Origin of the sequence: Salinicola aestuarinus, from assembly GCF_003206645.1 — a bacterium.
Taxonomy (GTDB): Bacteria; Pseudomonadota; Gammaproteobacteria; order Pseudomonadales; family Halomonadaceae; genus Salinicola; species Salinicola aestuarinus.
Genome location: NZ_PZJP01000005.1, coordinates 324,554 through 342,110 on the forward strand (window position 1 = coordinate 324,554; position 17,557 = coordinate 342,110).

The 17,557-nt window shown below is 66.0% G+C and carries 14 protein-coding genes; 8 read left to right on the top strand and 6 right to left on the bottom strand.

What is annotated here, in order from left to right:
• Nucleotides 1-24: 24 nt before the first annotated feature.
• Complete coding sequence (locus DOM41_RS06935) at nucleotides 25-1,344, bottom strand: aspartate aminotransferase family protein (protein WP_110686100.1); 1,320 nt, start codon at nucleotides 1,342-1,344, stop codon at nucleotides 25-27.
• A gap of 134 nt (nucleotides 1,345-1,478) precedes the next feature.
• On the opposite strand from DOM41_RS06935, the gene DOM41_RS17470 reads away from it, so the two are divergent.
• The 3 genes from DOM41_RS17470 to DOM41_RS06945 all read left to right on the top strand — a co-directional run bounded on the left by DOM41_RS17470 (nucleotide 1,479) and on the right by DOM41_RS06945 (nucleotide 3,259).
• Entirely contained in the window at nucleotides 1,479-1,685 is a 207-nt protein-coding gene (locus DOM41_RS17470; protein ID WP_157956878.1) for a hypothetical protein, read from the top strand.
• On the top strand, nucleotides 1,682-2,434 hold the full coding sequence (locus DOM41_RS06940) for a sulfite exporter TauE/SafE family protein (protein ID WP_110686101.1): 753 nt from the start codon (nucleotides 1,682-1,684) through the stop codon (nucleotides 2,432-2,434). Before DOM41_RS17470 ends, DOM41_RS06940 begins: the two co-directional genes overlap by 4 nt.
• A 63-nt stretch (nucleotides 2,435-2,497) precedes the next feature.
• Nucleotides 2,498-3,259, top strand: coding sequence for an SDR family NAD(P)-dependent oxidoreductase (locus tag DOM41_RS06945; RefSeq protein ID WP_110686102.1), 762 nt, complete (start codon nucleotides 2,498-2,500; stop codon nucleotides 3,257-3,259).
• 164 nt (nucleotides 3,260-3,423) lie between these two features.
• Here the strand turns inward: DOM41_RS06945 and DOM41_RS06950 are convergent, their stop codons facing one another.
• Nucleotides 3,424-5,967, bottom strand: coding sequence for a membrane-bound PQQ-dependent dehydrogenase, glucose/quinate/shikimate family (locus tag DOM41_RS06950; RefSeq protein ID WP_110686103.1), 2,544 nt, complete (start codon nucleotides 5,965-5,967; stop codon nucleotides 3,424-3,426).
• A gap of 387 nt (nucleotides 5,968-6,354) precedes the next feature.
• Here DOM41_RS06950 and DOM41_RS06955 point away from each other — a divergent pair, with 387 nt between their 5' ends.
• On the top strand, nucleotides 6,355-7,641 hold the full coding sequence (locus DOM41_RS06955) for an ATP synthase subunit B family protein (protein WP_110686104.1): 1,287 nt from the start codon (nucleotides 6,355-6,357) through the stop codon (nucleotides 7,639-7,641).
• A gap of 93 nt (nucleotides 7,642-7,734) precedes the next feature.
• On the opposite strand, the gene DOM41_RS06960 is transcribed toward DOM41_RS06955, so the two are convergent.
• From DOM41_RS06960 to DOM41_RS06975, 4 genes are all read right to left on the bottom strand, one after another.
• Nucleotides 7,735-9,801: an FUSC family protein gene (locus DOM41_RS06960; RefSeq protein WP_110686105.1), complete on the bottom strand. Its 2,067-nt coding sequence runs from the start codon at nucleotides 9,799-9,801 to the stop codon at nucleotides 7,735-7,737.
• A 5-nt stretch (nucleotides 9,802-9,806) separates the two neighbouring features.
• A complete protein-coding gene (locus DOM41_RS06965) occupies nucleotides 9,807-10,772 on the bottom strand; it encodes an efflux RND transporter periplasmic adaptor subunit (protein WP_110686106.1) in 966 nt (321 codons plus the stop codon).
• Nucleotides 10,772-10,990, bottom strand: coding sequence for a DUF1656 domain-containing protein (locus DOM41_RS06970; protein WP_110686107.1), 219 nt, complete (start codon nucleotides 10,988-10,990; stop codon nucleotides 10,772-10,774). The genes DOM41_RS06965 and DOM41_RS06970 overlap by 1 nt, the downstream gene beginning before the upstream one ends.
• Before the next feature lie 174 nt (nucleotides 10,991-11,164).
• Nucleotides 11,165-12,109 (bottom strand): LysR family transcriptional regulator, encoded by a 945-nt coding sequence (locus DOM41_RS06975; RefSeq protein WP_110686108.1) that lies wholly within the window; start codon nucleotides 12,107-12,109, stop codon nucleotides 11,165-11,167.
• Between the two features lie 203 nt (nucleotides 12,110-12,312).
• Here DOM41_RS06975 and DOM41_RS06980 point away from each other — a divergent pair, with 203 nt between their 5' ends.
• The 4 genes from DOM41_RS06980 (at nucleotide 12,313) to DOM41_RS06995 (ending at nucleotide 17,556) form a co-directional block, all read left to right on the top strand.
• The gene (locus tag DOM41_RS06980; RefSeq protein WP_110686109.1) at nucleotides 12,313-14,283 is read left to right on the top strand and encodes a ligand-gated channel protein; all 1,971 of its coding nucleotides are present in this window, start codon (nucleotides 12,313-12,315) and stop codon (nucleotides 14,281-14,283) included.
• Nucleotides 14,284-14,392: 109 nt separating this feature from the next.
• Nucleotides 14,393-15,328, top strand: a complete 936-nt coding sequence (locus tag DOM41_RS06985) for an ABC transporter substrate-binding protein (RefSeq protein WP_110686110.1) — start codon at nucleotides 14,393-14,395, stop codon at nucleotides 15,326-15,328.
• A 45-nt stretch (nucleotides 15,329-15,373) separates the two neighbouring features.
• The gene (locus DOM41_RS06990; protein WP_110686111.1) at nucleotides 15,374-16,399 is read left to right on the top strand and encodes a FecCD family ABC transporter permease; all 1,026 of its coding nucleotides are present in this window, start codon (nucleotides 15,374-15,376) and stop codon (nucleotides 16,397-16,399) included.
• Nucleotides 16,396-17,556 (top strand): FecCD family ABC transporter permease, encoded by a 1,161-nt coding sequence (locus tag DOM41_RS06995; protein ID WP_110686112.1) that lies wholly within the window; start codon nucleotides 16,396-16,398, stop codon nucleotides 17,554-17,556. The genes DOM41_RS06990 and DOM41_RS06995 overlap by 4 nt, the downstream gene beginning before the upstream one ends.
• The last annotated feature ends 1 nt before the right edge of the window (nucleotide 17,557 follow it).

Consider the following 17,557-nt stretch of genomic DNA (forward strand, 5'->3'; position numbering starts at 1 on the left):
CGGCGAGCGCGCGTCGGTTCCGACTCAGACTAGACGGCTGCTGGCCTCGCCAAGGACCGCGTCGAGCGCGGCAAGCCCCTCTTCGACTTCCGCTTCACTGACGATGCACGGCGGCACGACGTGGATGCGGTTTTCGACGACGAACGGCAGGACGCCGCGGTCGATCAGCGCCCGTTTGATCGTTGCCATCTCGGCGGCGGGAAGCGGCGCGCGTGTTTCGGCGTCGCTGACGAGTTCGAGCGCATGGAACACACCGAGTCCGCGTGTCTCACCGACGATGGCGTGTTTCTCGGCCAGCCGCGAGAGCCCGGTTGCCAGCACGCCGTTGCCGATGTGGTCGGCGTTTTCCACCACCCCCTCTTCTGCCATCGCGTCCAGCGTGGCAACGATCGCTGCCATCGCCAGCGGATGCCCTGAGTAGGTGAGACCGCCGAAGAACATGCGCTCGTCGAAATGCCGCGAAATCGTCTCGGAGATGACGACCCCGCCCGCGGGCACATAGCCCGAGTTGACGCCCTTGGCGAAGACGATGAGATCCGGGCGGGCCGCGGAGTGTTCGAAGGCGAACCAGCGTCCGGTCCGACCGAAGCCTGCCATCACTTCATCGAAGATCACCAGGATGCCGTGCTGATCGGCGAGCCGGCGCACGCCCTCGAGATACCCCTTGGGAGGCACGAGCACGCCGGCGGTTCCGGGAATCGATTCGAGCAGGATGGCGGCGATCGATCCGGCGCCCTCGCACTCGATCACGCGCTTCAAGTGGGCGAGGGCGCGCTCGCACTCCTGGGCCTCATCCTTCGCCCAGAAGTCGCTGCGATAGAGAAACGGGTTGAAGAAGTGGGCGTGACCGCGGGAGAACTCGTTGGGAACCCGCCGCGGGTCACCGGTGGCGGCAATGGCAGCGCCAGTGCTGCCATGGTACGAGCGATAGGCCGACAGGATCTTGTCGCGTCCGGTCACCGCACGCGCCATGCGAATGGCATTCTCGTTGGCGTCGGCGCCGGCATTGGTGAAAAAGACTTTCTCGAAACCCGATGGGGCGTGCGACAGGATGCGCTGAGCGGCTTCGCCTCGGGAAAGATTGGCGTGCGCCGGGGCGACGGTCGCGAGCGTCTCTGCCTGGGCCTGGATCGCCGCGATCACCTTGGGGTGCTGATGACCGATGTTGGTGTTGACCAGCTGACTCGAGAAGTCGAGATACTCTCGCCCGGCGTAGTCCCACAGGCGACACCCCTTGCCACCGGCGATCACCAACGGGGCGAGACTGCCCTGTACTGACCAGGAGTGAAAGACGTGCTGACGGTCGAGGGAGAGGGTGAAGTCGTTGAGCGCGGCGTCGTTCATGGTCGAGTGTCCCGGTGGGGTGGCGTAGCGGCGCCTGTGAGGCAGGCATCGGCGGTTCAGAGCGGCTCCACGGCTGAGCCGTTCAATCGAGTGTTCAGCCTAGGGCGACCCGATCCCCGTTATCTAGAGCCAGAATGGCGCTCTCCTTGGGACAGCGGCGAGGCATCGCTGTCGCCGGCCGGCGGCGCCTTCTGCCCGTCGATGTCTCGGCGGCGCTGGGCAACTGGCCCTACCGGGAGCCGGTGCGGCTCGCTAGGGTGCTCGCTCTATCGACAACGCGGGGTGATGCCATGGCGACGGTCGCCAAGCCCGTGGGCACGTCTTCGGTGAGTGGTCGATGACCCTGGGGATCGGGCTTTTCGCGGTGGCGCTGACCCTGCTTGCGGGCATCATTCGTGGCTACTGCGGGTTCGGTTTCGCGATGATCGTCGCGCTGGGGCTGGTCGGCTTCCTGCCGCCGACCGAGGCGGTGCCGCTGGCACTGCTGCTCGATCTGCTGGCGAGCGCGACGCTCTGGCGACGGGCGGCTCGCTTTGCAGCGTGGCCGCGGCTACGGCACCTGCTGGCGGGGATGGTCGTTGCCACCCTGGCCGGCGTTGGCCTGGTCTCGTCGCTGCCCACAACGGCGCTCGTCGTCGGTATCGCCCTGCTGTCGCTGGGCGGCGCGCTGTCCATCATGCTGCGCCGCGAGGGCTCGACGACGCCGGCGCCATTGTCGATGAGCCGATGGTCGGACGCGACCGCCGGCGCGGCGTCGGGGCTCTGCATGACCCTGGCCTCCGCCGGCGGCCCGCCGCTGATGCTCTATCTGTTGCATCGGCGTCTGGCGCCCGCGGTGCTCAGGGCCACCGCCATCCTGTTTTTCGCCGCCAGTAGCACGGCCTCGTTGATCGGTCTGGCGGGCGTGGGCGTCGTCGGGGCTGATACGCTACTGCGGGCAGCCGTGCTCATTGTCCCGGCACTCGCCGGCAACGCGTTGGGCCAGTGGCTATTCGAGCGGTCTCGGCCAAGATCGCTCAAGATCACGGTGGCGCCACTGCTGGTGGCGCTGTCTCTCTGGGTGCTCGTGCGGGAATGGCTGTCGCTGTGAGCCGAGGTCGGCTTCGAGCGGTTACGGCATGAGGACCCTCGCAATACAGTCGAGGAGTCGAGTATGACGAATACGGTTTTCATTACCGGTGCGACCTCGGGGTTCGGTCGGGCAGCCGCCCGACGTTTCGCCGAAGCCGGCTGGTCGCTGGTGCTGACTGGGCGTCGCCAGGAGCGCCTGGAGGCCATTGCCGAAGAACTCGGCGAGAAGGCAAGGGTGCACACCCTCGCGCTGGACGTGCGCGACGATCAGGCGGTGCAGCAGGCGGTCGAGGCGCTGCCGGCGGACTTTCGCCGCATTCACGCGCTGATCAACAACGCCGGTCTGGCGCTGGCGCCGCAGCCGGCGCAGAAGGTGGAGCTCAAGGACTGGCACACCATGATCGACACCAACGTCACGGGGCTGGTCAATGTCACGCACGCGCTGCTGCCGACGCTGATCGAGACCGGGGCCGGTGCGACGATCGTCAACGTGGGCTCCATCGCCGGCCAGTGGCCCTATCCCGGCAGCCACGTCTACGGCGCCTCGAAGGCCTTCGTCAAGCAGTTCAGCTATAACCTGCGCTGCGATCTGCAGGGCACCGGGGTCCGCGTGACCGATCTCGCCCCGGGGATTGCCGAGACCGAGTTCACGCTGGTGCGAACCGGCGGCGACCAGAGCGCCTCGGATGCTCTCTATCGCGGCACCACGGCGCTCACCGCCGAGGATATCGCCGAGCAGATGTTCTATATCGCCACACTGCCGCCCCACATCAACTTCAACCGTCTGGAGGTGATGCCGACGCGTCAGGCGTGGTCCGCCTTCGCTATCGATCGCGACGAGTGACACTCGCCACGCGCTAGCGGCGGCGCCAGTCTCCCGCTCGCCTCTGGACGACGCTCGGCCACGCGCCGGTCTCCCGCCGGAGGGTCGTAAGACGCGGTCTAGAAACGACATCGCCCCGGCCAATGGGCCGGGGCGATGCGTTTCCAGCGATCGACTCTCGATGATCAGTCGTCGTCCTGCTCCGGCAGGGCGTAGGCGATCACGTAGTCGCCGGTCGGCGTCTCCATGAAGTGATGTCCCGTGGCGACGATCACCAGATACTGGCGACCATTGGCTTCGTACACCATCGGGTTGGCCTGGCCGCCGGCGGGCAGCGGGGCCTGCCAGACGGTGTCACCGCTCTCGATGTCGATTGCGCGGATCAGATCATCCGTCGCCGCGGCGATGAAGATCAGGCCGCCGGCGGTCACCACGGAACCGCCGTTGTTGGGCGTGCCGATGTCGATCGGCAGCCCCGAACGGATGCCCCACGGGCCGTTGGCGCGCGCTGTGCCCAGCGGGCGATCCCACAGCGTATCGCCGCTGGCGAGCTCGATGGCGCGAATGTGACCGTATGGCGGCTGCTTGCAGAGCATGCCGGTATAGGGCACGCGCCAGCCGGCGTTGACGTTGATCGCATACGGGGTGTTCGCCTGCGGATCGCCCGCGCCTTCGGCACCGCCGGTGTCCTCATCGACTTCCTCACGCGGTACCCAGCCCCGTTCGTTGGCGACGTCGCGCGGCACCAGTTCGTTGTAGTTGGGCATGTCGTTGTAGTTGGCGATGATGACGCCGCGCTGCGGGTCGATCGCCACGCTGCCCCAGTCGGAGCCGCCGTTATAGCCGGTGTACTGCACCCAGGGCTGGTCGGCGGTCGGTGGGGTATACATGCCTTTCCAGCTCGCCTGTCGATATTGAATACGGCAGAAAAGCTGGTCGAACGGTGACATGCCCCACATGTCCTTCTCGGTGATGTCGGGCTGGCGGAGCGTCGCGTAGAGGGAGAACGGCTGCGTTTCGCTACGCTGCTCCGGTTCTGCGCCACCCTGCGGCACCGGCCGCTCTTCGGCACCGCCACCCAGCATCTCGCCGGTCTCGCGGTTGAAGATGTAAATCTCACCCTGCTTGGTCGGCATGACCAGCGCCGGCACGTCGCCTTCACCGGTGGGGAAGTCGATCAGCGTCGGCTGCGAGCCCGGGTCATAGTCCCAGACGTCCTTGTGCGCGGTCTGGAAATGCCAGACGGGCAGGCCGGTTTCGACATTGATCGCCACCAGCGAACTCGCCCACTCGTTCTCTTCTTCGGTCCGCGAGCTGCTCCAGTAGTCGCCGGCGCTGTTGGCCATCGGCAGGTAGACCATGCCGAGCTGGCTGTCGCCGACGGCGGTGGTCCACATGTTGGGAGAGCCGCGAACGTAGGTTTCGTCGCCGGAGAGCGGTTCGCTGCGGTCGGGGCGGGCAGCGTCCCATGCCCAGACCTGTTCGCCGGTCACGGCGTCATACGCCTGGATCACGCCGGAGGGCGGATAGCGACGCTGGCCATCGAGTACCTGGTGGCCGGTGATGATGACGTCGTTGACCACGGTCGGGGCGGAGTTGATGGAGACATAGCCTTCCGGCGCCTCGCCCATGTTGCGCTTGATATCGACCTGGCCGTTGTCGCCGAAATCGCGGCAGGGTTCCCCGGTGGCGGCATCGACCTGGATCAGGCGGCCGTCGAGGGTGCCCGAGATGATACGCGTGCGGCACGCCTGGGCGTCGTTGTTGGCGGTGGTCGGCGCGGTGGGCGCGTCGTCGTCGGCCGTGTCGCCCTGCGCGTTGGCGGCAAGATCCCCCTCGTTGCCCGCTGCGCTATTCGACTCGGCGTCGTCGCCCTGGGGGGCGTCCGGCACCTGATAGTAGGTCACCCCGCGGCAGGCGGCGGTGTAGGGCACGGCATCCTCGGAGACGACCGGGTCGAAGCGCCAGTTCTCTTCACCGCTGGCGGCATCGAGAGAGATCAGGATGTTGCGCGAGGTGCAGAGGAATACGTTGTCGCCGATCTTGAGCGGCGTAGTCTCGGCGCCCCAGCGGTGATCGAGTAGATCGCCGGTGCGGTACTGCCAGGCGACTTCGAGGTCGCCCACGTTGTCGGGATTGATCTGCGCCAGCGGCGAGTAGCGCGTCGCGGCAGAGTCTCGCCCGTAGGCCGCCCAGTCACCGTCTTCCGGCGTATCGGCGGGCTGTGCGTTGCCGACGTCGGTGGCCAGTGAGCCGTTGGCCATTTCCGGCACATCGGCATTCTGCTGGTAGCCGCGGCCGGGCAGGAACGCCAGCGCACCGGCCACTAACAGGCCCACGAAGAGCAAACCAGCCAGTGAGAAGCCGGTCTTGCGGCCGGGACCGCCCTTGAGGCCAGGCAGGGCGAGAGCGACGAGGATCGCCAGAATCAGCGCAACGTCGAGACGCGGAATCCAGCGCCAGTAGTTGAGCCCCGATTCCCACGCGGCCCACAGGAAGGTGCCCAGAAAGACGAGGCCGTAGAGCCATGCGCCGGCAACACGACCGCCGACCATGAGAAGGCCGGATACCAGCATGAGGACGCCGGCGACCAGGTAGTACCAGGACCCGCCGAGCGTGGCGAGATAGAGTCCGCCAGCGCCCAGCGCGAGGCCGACGAGCGCGACGATGATACCCACGACCTTGGCGAACACGCCGCCAAGCCCCCGAGTCGAGGTGGATTGATTCACTGTTTTCTCCCTTGCGTTCCCTTGGGCTCACTCTTTGCAAGTGATGCGATCCATGCCGTGTGCGACAAATTGTCGTAGGTGGACGCGTTCAGCGTAGAGCATTCAATCGGTGAATTCAGCCCGCGGTGCGTCAATCGGTCGCTGGGAACGCGCCCGCCGATGGGGGGCTTCCACGCGATAGGGTCGTGTGAGATGCGGTCTTCGGAGACCGATACAGGGAGCGTCATTCTGGCGCTGTATGGCTTCAGCCCCCGGCACGCCCGGCATACTGCTTTGGTTTAAGTCGCGCCACCTCTTTGTTACGGTTTTTAACGCCCCATTGCTCGGGGCCACTCAAGACCCTCTCGAGGATCTTGAGTGCCAACACAATAAAAGGGGAATACTTACGTGACTCCACGAACCTTCAAGACCCTTGGGCTCTCCATGGGCATGCTGGCGTGTGCCTCACCTGCGCTCGCCCAGAGTGACGCCGCGATCCAGCAGCGTCTCGACGCGCTTCAGGCCGAAGTCGAGAGGCTCCAGCAATCGCTCGAAGCGCAGCAGTCGATGCAGCAGAGCGCCGACCCGAGCACCCGCCAGATGGCCGAAGAGAACCGCGCGAGGCTCGAAGAGTCCAGCGGGCCGCGCTTCACGGGAGCGGTCGAGCTCGGCTATGCCTTGAACGACTGGAGCGAGTCGGACAAGGACAAGGTGGGTGACATCGACTTCAGCAAGTTCGTACTGGGCATGGCGGGGGAAGAGGGGCCGCTCTCCTACTCGTTCCAGTACCGCTTCTACAATGGTTACCGGTTCCTTCAGCACGGCTGGGCGGGCTACAACTTCGGCGACAACGACACCGTCAAACTGGGTCTGGTGCAGCTGCCGTTCGGTAACATGGATTACGGCTACCTCGGCTGGTACGGCACCTTGCCCTATCTCGCCGGCTTCAACGACAACCAGAACGTGGGTATCAAGTGGGATCATACCCAGGGCGCCTGGGACACCAGCCTTGCCTTCTTCAAGAGCGACCAGCTCGGCGGCGGCAACGAGCACTACGGCGCCAATGCGGTCGGCGACAGCGCTCAGGGCAATACCGAAGAGAACCAGGTCGCGGGTCGTGTCGCTTATACCTTCGGTGCCGGCAGCGACTACACCACCCAGCTCAACGCCTCGGCCAAGGGCGGGCAGCTCTACAACGAGAATACCAATCGCAGTGGCGACAACTGGCAGGTCGCGCTGGGGCTGGACGGTAGCTACGGCAACTGGCATACGCTGCTGCAGGCGACGCACTACGAGTACAATGCGGAAAACCCGAACGAGTCCACCTCCGGTATCTCGGATGACGTCATTCAGATCGGGGCCTTCGGCTTCAACTATCTGATTCCGTCGGAAGCCGAGATCTATTCCGCCAGCGTGAGCTACAGCATGGATGTGGACTGGGGCTCGGTAGACAACCTCTACTTCTACAACGACTTCAGCTACATCGATCCGCGCGAGAGCTACTCGGCGGTCAACGGCGGCTTCGGTGACATGGACGATCCCATGCTCAACGACGTGGGCGTCAAGGTTACGGCCGGTCGCTACTACGCGTGGTTCGACGTGATCACCAACAAGAATGGTCTGAACTACTTTGGCTCACCCGTCGACGATGGCTGGCACACCAGTGTGCAGTCGCACGTCGGTCTGACCTTCTGATTCCGAAGGCCATTGGCTGATCGAATGCCCTGTCGACTGCGGTCGGCGGGGCATTCTGCTTTTAAGGGCTGGGTTGCTGAGCGGCGTGTCAGGTCAGGCGGTGGCGTTATCACCGGCGTGGCTATCCGGCTTGATGCGCGGGCGTTCTGCCATGATCCGGCCCAGACGCGCGAGCGCGAGTTCGAGACGCTCGACCAGGCCCTCCAGCAGCACCCGCCGATCCGCCGGGATATCGCCGTGTTCGGCGATGGCGGCCTCGAGGCGCTGGCCCGCTGCCTGAATGCCTTGAGGCTGGCGACCGTTGGCACCCTCCTCGAAGCCGTTGGCCAGCGCGCGCATCAGCTGACGGTGCGCGCGATGGATCTCCGGGCGCGGCGTATCATCGAGACGGGCCCGCAGCCGGAGCGTCGCGGTGCCGACATCGAGCCCCGTCAGCCCCAGAATGAACAGGTGGCGCTGATCGTCGGGCAGCATGTCGTCGTGCTGAGCGAGCTGCAGCATGCGATCCGCCATGTGGCCGCTGAAGCGCCGCTCGGCGTCGCCGATCGAATCCTCACCCAGCCGCTCGATATCGCGTGAGATGGCGTTGATCAGCCGGCGGCGGCGAAGCTTCGCCCCCAGCCCCGGCAGCAGGCGGAAGCCCATCGCCACGCAGCTCAGGCCGATCACCACGGCAACGGCGCGGTTGGCGAAGCTGTCCAGGCCGAAATCCATGTTGTTGCCGGGCATCGTCAGCAGGATGTTGAAGATCGAGAACCCCAGGCAGTAACCCATGGTGGCCGGGTTGGTCGCCCCCAGCAGGCCGAGAAAGAGCGGGGTGCCGAAGATCATTGCCAGCATCGGGAAGCCCGTCGCCTGGGAGAGCAGCACGTGGCCGAACAGCAAGGCGCTGGGGATCGCCGCGAGCATTCCTTTATAGAACATCATGGTGATCGCGATCGGATTGTCGCGGCTGGCAAAGAACGCCGAAAAGAGGGTGCCCAGCAGCATTGCCACCATGGCGCTGTTCCAGGCGGTGAGAATCCAGAACGTCGCGAGGGCGGACAGGACGATGCCTGCGCGCAGCGCGTTGATGCCGGCAGCCAGATGGTCGCGGTGCCAGGCAAGCGAGCTCGAGCGCAGGTTGTGTCGACCGGGGTCGGCGATGGCCTCGCGGGCATCGAGCATCACCATGGCGGTGCCGATCGTCTCGCGCAGGCCGAGACGCACGCGCCGGTCGAGAGGAGCCAGCGCCTCGTCCTTGTCCTCCTGCACCAGACGACGCAGGTCCTGCAGCTCTCGCCGAGCCTGGGGTACGCCCTTGACGTGCTCGGCCTCGCGAAAGCCCCTGGCCACACGGCGTGAGAGATCCAGGCTGCTCTCGTGCAGTCGATCGGCGTGGTCGTGCGTCAGCTGGTGAAGGGCCTGCAGATTGGCCAGAAAGCGCAGCGTTCGGCGGGTGAGAACATGGGTGGCGCGCACCCGGCCAGGGCCTGCCGGCCCCTCGAATCTTGCCGCCTTGCTGTCGGTCTCCAGCGTGGTCAGCGGGCCGAGACTGCCCCGCAGCGCCTGTTGCATGGCGGGAATGTCATCGCTTGCCTCGAGCCGCAGCGCGGCGTTCTCGAAAGCCTGGTTGATGGCATTGTCGGCCTGGGTAGAGAGATGCTGCCCCACGCGGGTCGGCCACAGCAGGGAGCTGACCAGCGTCGCGCAGATCGCCCCCAGGGCCAGCTCGGAGAGTCGCGCCACGGCGATGTCGAAGAGGCCAGAGGGAGAGCTGCCGCTGGAGATCACCACGATCAGCATCGCCGTCACCGCCGCCATGATGCAGCCGTAGGTGTAGTTGTTACGCCACAGCGAGGCGACGTAGGTGCAGCACATCACCCAGATCACAAGCGTTGCGATGGCCGGCACTCGGGCCTGGGCGAAGAGCGCCATGATGGCAATGCCGACGAGGGCGCCGATCAGTGTACCGGTGAGCTGGCAGATGCCTTTCTCGATCACCATGCCGCTCATCGGACGAATCTGCAGAAACGCCGCCGATATCAGCGCCCAGTAGGGACGATCGAGGTTGAACCAGAGGGCCAGATAGAGCGCGACCATCATCGCCAGGGTGGTCTTGATGGCGAACTTGACCGCCGTGGCGTCGGGCATCAAGTAGGTGCGGACGAGCGGTGGCATGGCGCTTAGTTCGCGGCGGTATCAGCGGCGGAATCGGTGGGCATCGCATCCGGCAGCGCCGCTGCCGACGCCGAGTCCGACGTGCGACGCGCCTTGGCCGCCTTATCGTCGTCTTTCGCGTCGTGGACACGAACCGTTGCCGTCATGCCGGCACTCAGCAGTACGTCGTCCGGCATCTCGTCGAGGGCGATCCGCACCGGGATGCGCTGGGCCAGACGCACCCAGTTGAAGGTTGGCTGGACCTGCGGTAGCAGCCGGTTGTTGAGACTGGTGTTGGTATCGGCGATGCCACGACCGATCCCCACGACGTGACCGTCGAGATGCTGGTCACCGTTCATCAGAATGACGTCGGCGCTGTCCCCGACCCGAATCGAGGACATCTTCGTCTCCTCGAAGTAGCCCATCACGTAGTACGAATTCGACTGGACCATCGCCATCACTGGCGTGCCACGATTGACGAAGTTGCCCGCGGCGAGCTGCAGGTTGAGCACGTGGCCGCTCACCGGGGCGACCACCCGGGTGCGGGAAAGGTCGAGCTGGGCGCTGTCGAGATCGGCCTGGGCCTGTTCGAGATTGGCCTTGGCGATGCGGGTGTTGATCTGGGCGATCTGGCGATCCTCGGTACTGATCGAGCGATCGCTCAGGCTGTTGCGTCGCCGCTCTTCCGCCTGCCGCAGGTCCAGCGTCGCCTGGTTATTGGCGACCGTCGCCTTGGCACGGTTCAGTGCCGCCTGGTAGCGGGAGGGGTCGATCTCGAACAGCGTATCGCCCTGGCTGACGAAGTCGGTGTCGCTCACCTCGAGCGAGCGCACCCACCCCGACACGTCCGGGGCGATGGTGACGACTTCGGCATTCACCCGGGCATCGCGAGTCCAAGGCTGGTAGAGGTAATAGTTCCATAGCCACAGGCCCGCGAGGACGGCGATCGCCACCACGATCAGCGTTAACAGAATTCTAAGGACGTTGCGCATCAAGAGTTCTCGAGCAGAACGGTCAACACGAAGGTGATGCCGGCGGTGAAGATGACGAACAGGGAGACGTCGACCCAGGCCTCGTACCAGAGCGCGCGCTGGCCGACAAGCCAGTGCAGCAGCATGCGCGTGACGATCGTCGCGATGAAACCGAACAGCGCGTAAAGCAGAAGCGGACTGATGAAGATGCCGCCAATGGCGATTTCCTGAAGACCCATGGTGCCCCTGAAGGATTCGGTCGTCGAAGCGGGCGGCGAATATTAGCACGCTCAATATTGCATGTCAGAAGGCGCGATATCGAGCCATCCGCGCGACGCCGCACTCGCCACGGAGTCTAGTCGCTACCGGTGGCGAAGGCGATTGCGGGGCAAGGTTTTATTAGGGGCGGGTGTCTAGCGGTGAGCGCTCGGCGCCGGCGTGTCACGCGTCAGCTGCCAGGCGCTGGGCGCGCCGGCGCGGAGCTGTTCGATCATCGCGCGTAATCTGCCCGGCAGATGGCCGTGGGGATAGAGCAGCGTCACCGGCTGCGGTGTGGCGTGCCAGGCCTCGAGCACTGCCACCAGCGTGCCTGGGTGATGGTGCAGGCGCTGTTGGGCCATCCAGTGTGGCATGAGGCCAAGTCCCTGACCGTTGACGATGGCGTCGGCATGGATCGTGTGCTGATCGACGCGAAGCCGCGAACGGCCAAGCGCCGTGTAGTAATCGCCATGTTCAGCGTGCGACAGCGTCATACCCGCATCGGTATCGCCGAGCAGATCGACCCAGGTGTGCTCGGCGATGTCGCTGGGGTGAGCGGGTACGCCATGACGACGCAGGTAGTCCGGGTGGGCGTAAACGCCGCGAGAGAGCGCGCCCAGCGACTCCTGGCGCAGGCCGCATGTCGTGAGTTCACCGAGCCAGACCTGGATCGCCTGAACGTCCGGCGCTACCGGCGGGGCCTGCAGCAGGCGCAGGGAGACGTTGGTCTGGGGGTGCTGATCGAGAAACGCTCTCGCCTGCGCTGCCATCCAGCCGCGTGAGAGTGCCGGGTGCACCTTGACGACTACCTCGCCGCTCACCGCCTCGCGCAGATCGTCCAGGGCCAGGCTGCTCTGCTCGGCGAGGCGCAGCATGTCGCGGGCGTATTCCAGAAAGAGATGCCCCGCCTCGGTGGGCAGCAGGCGATTGCCGTGGCGGCGAAGAAGCGGCTGGCCGAGCTGGGTCTCGAGCTGCGACAGCCGTCGGCTCAGCGTCGATTTGGTGATCCCCAGTCGACGCCCGCTCAGTGTGAGGCTGCTGGACCCCATCACGTCGACAAAGGCGGCAAGCGTTGCATGATCGAAGGCGGGGGAATTCATTGCGGTCGTTACGCCTCGGGTCGTGTCTCTACTGACCGTCTCGACGGCCACTCTGCCAGTTTGCCGTTGCATTTTCTGCAACACACTGTCGCGGCACTTTACCGTAAAACTATGGAAGAATCTAAATGATAAATATTCGTATTACCTATAACAGAGCGGGGCGCACACCGGTGATGCTCCGAAGTTAGTCAAGGGAATCCAGAATGGCCTCGAAAGTCTCTTATGCCGCGGCGGGCGCGCTGTCGCTCATCGTCTCTCAACCGGTTCTGGCGCAGGCAACGACGGCAGACACGATGGTCGTCACCGCCGCGGGTTACGCCCAGCAGGTGACCAATGCCCCTGCGTCGATCAGCGTCATCACCCGGGAAGAGTTGGAGGACAAGTACTATCGGGATGTCACCGATGCGTTGCAGAACGTCCCCGGCGTCATGATCACCGGTGGCGGCTCGTCGCAGGACATCAGCCTGCGAGGCATGGCGAGCAAGTACACCCTCATACTCATCGACGGTAAACGTCAGGGCTCGCGCGAGACACGTCCCAACAGCGACGGACCGGGTATCGAGCAGGGCTGGCTACCGCCGCTGTCGGCGATCGAACGGATCGAGGTCATCCGGGGGCCGATGTCCTCGCTCTACGGCTCGGACGCCCTGGGTGGCGTAATCAATATCATCACGCGCAAGGTACCACAGGCCTGGAGTGGCAGCGTCACCGCCGATACCACCCTTCAGGAAGATGCCGACTCGGGCAATATCAACCAGTCGCGGTTTTACGTCGGCGGTCCGTTGAGCGAAGAGCGACTCGGCCTCCAGCTCTATGGTCAGTATTCGCATCGCGACGAGGACCACATCGAGAACGGCTACAACGAGCAACGCCTCGGCAATGCCACGGCCAAACTCAGCTGGCAGGTCAACGACGCCAACGACCTCACCTTCGAAGCGGGTTACGACGAGCAGACACGGATCTCGAATCCGGGCGAGTCGGTGGCGGAAGTCGGGCGTCGCGGGCCGGCGTCGCGCTCCAACACCCACTATCGCCAGCACCACTACGCGGTGACGCACAGCGCCCGGGTCGCGGGGAGCACCATCGACAGCTACGTCCAGCGGGAGGAGACCGACAACCCCTCTCGCGATATGACCTACCAGAGCACCGTCTTCAACACCAAGGCCGTCGTGCCGCTTGGCATGCATATCCTCACGGTGGGTGCCGATTACGAGGACCAAGCGCTCGACGACGGTGGCAACCAGGCCGGCGCCCAGAGCGAGCTGACGCGCTGGCGCGGCGCCGTTTTCGTCGAGGACGAGTGGATGCTCACCAACGATTTCTCGCTGACTGGCGGTGCACGGCTCAACCGTGACGAGAACTATGGCAATCACTGGTCCCCGCGCCTCTATGGCGTCTGGAACGCGACCGAGGCGTGGACGGTGAAGGGCGGTGTCACCAGCGGTTACCGTGCGCCGGATCTGCGTCAGTCGACGCCCGGCTGGGGGCAGGTGACCGGGGGGCCCAACGCTGCCGTGCCGGCGGTGATTCTGGGTAACGCCGACCTCGACCCCGAGAAGAGCCTCAACCAGGAGCTGGGGGTGATCTGGAGCGGCGCGGCGGGCGTGCAGGCCGGCGTCACGCTGTTCCACACCCAGTTCGAGGACAAGATCACCGAGCAGCGCGTCTGCGATACCGAGGCGGGCGACGCGAGCTGCAGCTACGGCGGGACCGACTACCGCTACATCAGCCGGCGCTTCAATGTCGACGAGGTGACCACCCAGGGTGTCGAGGCGACACTGACCCTGCCGCTCGGCGATGACTACTCGCTGAGTGCCAACTACACCTACACCGATTCCGAGCAGAAGACCGGCGAGTTCAAGGGCGAGCCACTCAACCGGTTGCCCGAGCACATGGCCAACGCCACGCTGGACTGGGAGCCGGGCGGCGCGCTCTCCGGCTGGGCGCGAGTCAACTATCGTGGCCGCACCACCGAGGGCCTGAGCCGGACCAGCATGACGGAAGAGCTGCCGTCCTACACCTTCGTCGACACCGGCGTCGCTTACGGTCTCAATGAGCACGTCAAGCTGTTCGGCGGCATCTACAACCTGTTCGACAAGGACGTCGGCTTTGATGACTACGAGAAGGTACTCGACGGCCGTCGTTACAATGCTGGCGTTACCGTGAGCTTCTGACCGCGGACCGCCCTCACCACTTTGACAGAACCGCGAACCGGCGATACCCGAGCGGCGCCGGGTCGCGACATCCCCGACCTCAGAGGCTTCAATGATCAAGACAGTATTTATGCCCGCCCGTTTGATGATGGTCGCCGCGACGGTGGCCTGTGCACTGGGCACGTCACTTGCGCAGGCGCGCACGCTCGAGACCGCCTACGGCGACGTCGAGATCGAGGGTCAGCCCGAGCGGGTGGTCACGCTCTACGAAGGGGCGCTCGACGCCTCCCTTACCGCTGGCGTCACGCCGCTCGGCGCAGTGGCGACCCGCGGCGGCGACGGCGTGGCCGACTATCTCGGTGACGCCGCCGACGGCATCAGCATCGTCGGCACTGCCCGCGAGACCAACATGGAAGCCGTGATCGCCCAGCGCCCGGATCTGATCCTCGCCTCCTCATGGCTGCCCCGCGAACAGTACGAGCTGCTCTCCCGCATCGCCCCCACCATCGTGCCGCCGAGCGAAGGCTTTTCGCCGGAGGCCTGGAAGACAGAAGCGCGCCTGTTCGGCGATGCACTGGATCGGCGCTCGGCGATTGACGACGCGTTGAAGACGATTGAAAATCGTTCTCAATCACTTGCGCAGCGTCAGCATGACGGTGACACTGGCGCCGCCCCCGTGGCGACGGTCGCCCGCTGGATGCCGCAGGGGCCGCGGGTGATGTCCTCGAAGATCTTCTCGAGTGGGCTGCTCGCTGCCGCTGGCTTCCAGGTGGACGATGGTGGCGTGGTCAAGGCCGGCCGTCCGCACAGCGATCCGCTCAGTCTCGAGAATCTGTCGCGTATCGACAGTGACTGGCTCTTCCTGGCCACGCTGAACGCCGACGGCGAAGCCGCGCTCGACGCAGCCCGTCAGACGCCGGCCTTCGAGCGTCTGGACGTCGTCCAGAACGACCACGTGGTGCCGGTCGACGGACAGCTCTGGTCCAGCGCCTCCGGACCGATCGCCGCCGAGCACGTTCTCGACGACATCGAGGCAGTGCTCGATCGCCGGGATACGAATGAATAAACGCGTCGTACGAGACGCGTGTGAAGAACGCTATAGATACGATTCATGACGACACGCGTGACGACACCGAGCGCCCGCACCAGAGCGCCGCTCGCGACTCTCCTGTTCGCCCTGCTGATCGGCCTGGCGCTGGTCTGCGTGGCAAGCCTGCTCTATGGCGCCGGCGATGTCGGTCCCGCCGAGGCGTGGTCGGCGATCCACGGCAGCGGTAGCGCCGATGCTCGCTTCGTGATCGGCTCGCTGCGGCTGCCGCGCACGCTGGTCGGTATCGCCGTCGGCGCGGCGCTGGGACTCGCCGGTGCGCTGATCCAGGCTGTGGCGCGTAACCCGCTGGCGGAGCCTGGCCTGCTCGGGGTTAGCGCCGGTAGCGCGCTGGCGGTGGCGGTGGCGCTGGTGCTGGGCGCCGATGCCGCCACGCTGCGCGTGTCGGTGGCGCAGGCCGGGGCGCTTGCCGGGTGCCTCTTCGTGCTCGCGGTGGCCCGGGTCAACGGCGTCGGCAACGACCCGGTGCGCCTGGTGCTGGCGGGGGCGATCCTCTCCGGGCTGCTCGGCGCGCTCACCTCGATGATTCTGCTGATCGACCAGCGCAGTGCCGATGATATCCGTTTCTGGATCGTTGGCAGCCTCGCCGGGCGGCGTCTCGACGACCTCGGGGCGATCCTGCCGAGTCTCGGCGTGGCGCTGGCGCTGGTGATCGCCGTTGCCCGCCCGCTCGCGGCCCTGGCGCTGGGCGAGCGGGTGGCGGTGGGGCTCGGTCATCGCCCGCGATGGACGCGGCTATTGACGGTGATCGCCGCCGCGCTGCTGGTGGGTGCCGCGACCGCTGTCGCCGGGCCCATCGCTTTCGTCGGCTTGGTAGTGCCTTTCGCTGCTCGGGCGCTGGCGGGTCCGGACGTCCGCCGCACGCTCTGGCTCTCCCTGATACTGGGGCCGATCCTGGTGCTCGCGGCGGATATCGTGTCGCGGCTGCTGGTCGCCCCGTCGGAGATGCCGCTGGGGGTCGTCACCGCGCTGATCGGCGCGCCGGTGCTGGTGGCCGTGGTTCGTGCTCATCGGATGCCTGCGCTATGACCTCTCGCTCTATTGCCTACGCCACGTCGCCGAGAACGGCGCCAGGAATCAACGCTGCCGTGACGCCGCCGACTGCCTCACCGGCCGACTCGCCCGCGCCGGCGGCCAAGGCGCCCACCGGTACCCGGCAACTGACGTGGCGCTTTCGCGGCCATCGCGGTGCCGTGCTGTTCGACCGGCGCGGCGTGGTGACCAATCTTGGACTCGCGCTGGCCCTGGCGCTGGTGGCGATCGCCTCGCTGTGTCTCGGCAGTCTGGCGATCTCGCCGCTGGCGGCGCTTCAGGGGCTGGCCGGGTTCGGCGACCCCATGAACGTCTTCGTCGTGCGCGAACTGCGGTTGAGCCGGCTGATGGCAGGGCTGGCGACCGGCGCGGCGTTCGCGCTCTCCGGCTGTCTGATGCAGACGCTGGCGCGCAACCGGCTGGCAACGCCCGGCATCATCGGTATCGACAACGGCGCCACGGCGTTTGCGGTCGCCTCGGTACTCGGTGTCGGCGTGGGACTCGCGCCACCGCCGATGGCCCTGGCCGGCGCGGTGACCGCCACTGTGATTACCTTCGCGCTCGCCAGTGACATCGGGACCCGCGGCTACCGTTTCCTGGTAGCGGGTATCGGGGTGGGGGCGATCTTCGGGGCGTTGACGCAGCTGTTGCTCGCCCAGGTGGCGATCGACGCCGCCAACGCCGCCTACCCCTGGACGGTCGGCAGTCTCAATGCGCGCGACGCCGCCTCGCTCACCTGGCTCGAGATCGGGCTGGGGCTGGGGTTGATCGCTGCGCTGTGGTTCAAACGCGACCTTGCCTGCCTGCGCTTTGCCGACTCCGTCGCGACGGGGCTCGGCGTGCGAGTGAAGCGCAGTCGCTTTGCGGCGCTGGCCGTGTCGATTGCGCTGACGGGGCTCGCGGTCGCAGTCGCGGGGCCGGTGGGCATGGTGTCGCTGATGGGACCCGAGATCGCGCGCCAGCTCTCCTCGCCGCGCGGCGTGCCACTGTTCGGCGCGGCGCTGTCCGGGGCGCTAGTGATGGTCAGCGCGGATCTGGTGGGACGACTGCTGGTCGCGCCGATCGAGATTCCAGTAGGGATCGTCACCGCCATCGTCGGGGCGCCGTTCCTGCTTTGGATTCTGCTACGTCCGGCGGCCCGATTCCGCCGCTGAT

Bases quoted from the DNA above. Each gene is read 5' to 3' on its own strand.
- DOM41_RS06935 (WP_110686100.1), bottom strand. From the start codon at position 1,344: ATGAACGACGCCGCGCTCAACGACTTCACCCTCTCCCTCGACCGTCAG.
- DOM41_RS17470 (WP_157956878.1), top strand. From the start codon at position 1,479: ATGGCGCTCTCCTTGGGACAGCGGCGAGGCATCGCTGTCGCCGGCCGG.
- DOM41_RS06940 (WP_110686101.1), top strand. From the start codon at position 1,682: ATGACCCTGGGGATCGGGCTTTTCGCGGTGGCGCTGACCCTGCTTGCG.
- DOM41_RS06945 (WP_110686102.1), top strand. From the start codon at position 2,498: ATGACGAATACGGTTTTCATTACCGGTGCGACCTCGGGGTTCGGTCGG.
- DOM41_RS06960 (WP_110686105.1), bottom strand. From the start codon at position 9,801: ATGCCACCGCTCGTCCGCACCTACTTGATGCCCGACGCCACGGCGGTC.
- DOM41_RS06965 (WP_110686106.1), bottom strand. From the start codon at position 10,772: ATGCGCAACGTCCTTAGAATTCTGTTAACGCTGATCGTGGTGGCGATC.
- DOM41_RS06970 (WP_110686107.1), bottom strand. From the start codon at position 10,990: ATGGGTCTTCAGGAAATCGCCATTGGCGGCATCTTCATCAGTCCGCTT.
- DOM41_RS06975 (WP_110686108.1), bottom strand. From the start codon at position 12,109: ATGAATTCCCCCGCCTTCGATCATGCAACGCTTGCCGCCTTTGTCGAC.
- DOM41_RS06980 (WP_110686109.1), top strand. From the start codon at position 12,313: ATGGCCTCGAAAGTCTCTTATGCCGCGGCGGGCGCGCTGTCGCTCATC.
- DOM41_RS06985 (WP_110686110.1), top strand. From the start codon at position 14,393: ATGCCCGCCCGTTTGATGATGGTCGCCGCGACGGTGGCCTGTGCACTG.
- DOM41_RS06990 (WP_110686111.1), top strand. From the start codon at position 15,374: ATGACGACACGCGTGACGACACCGAGCGCCCGCACCAGAGCGCCGCTC.
- DOM41_RS06995 (WP_110686112.1), top strand. From the start codon at position 16,396: ATGACCTCTCGCTCTATTGCCTACGCCACGTCGCCGAGAACGGCGCCA.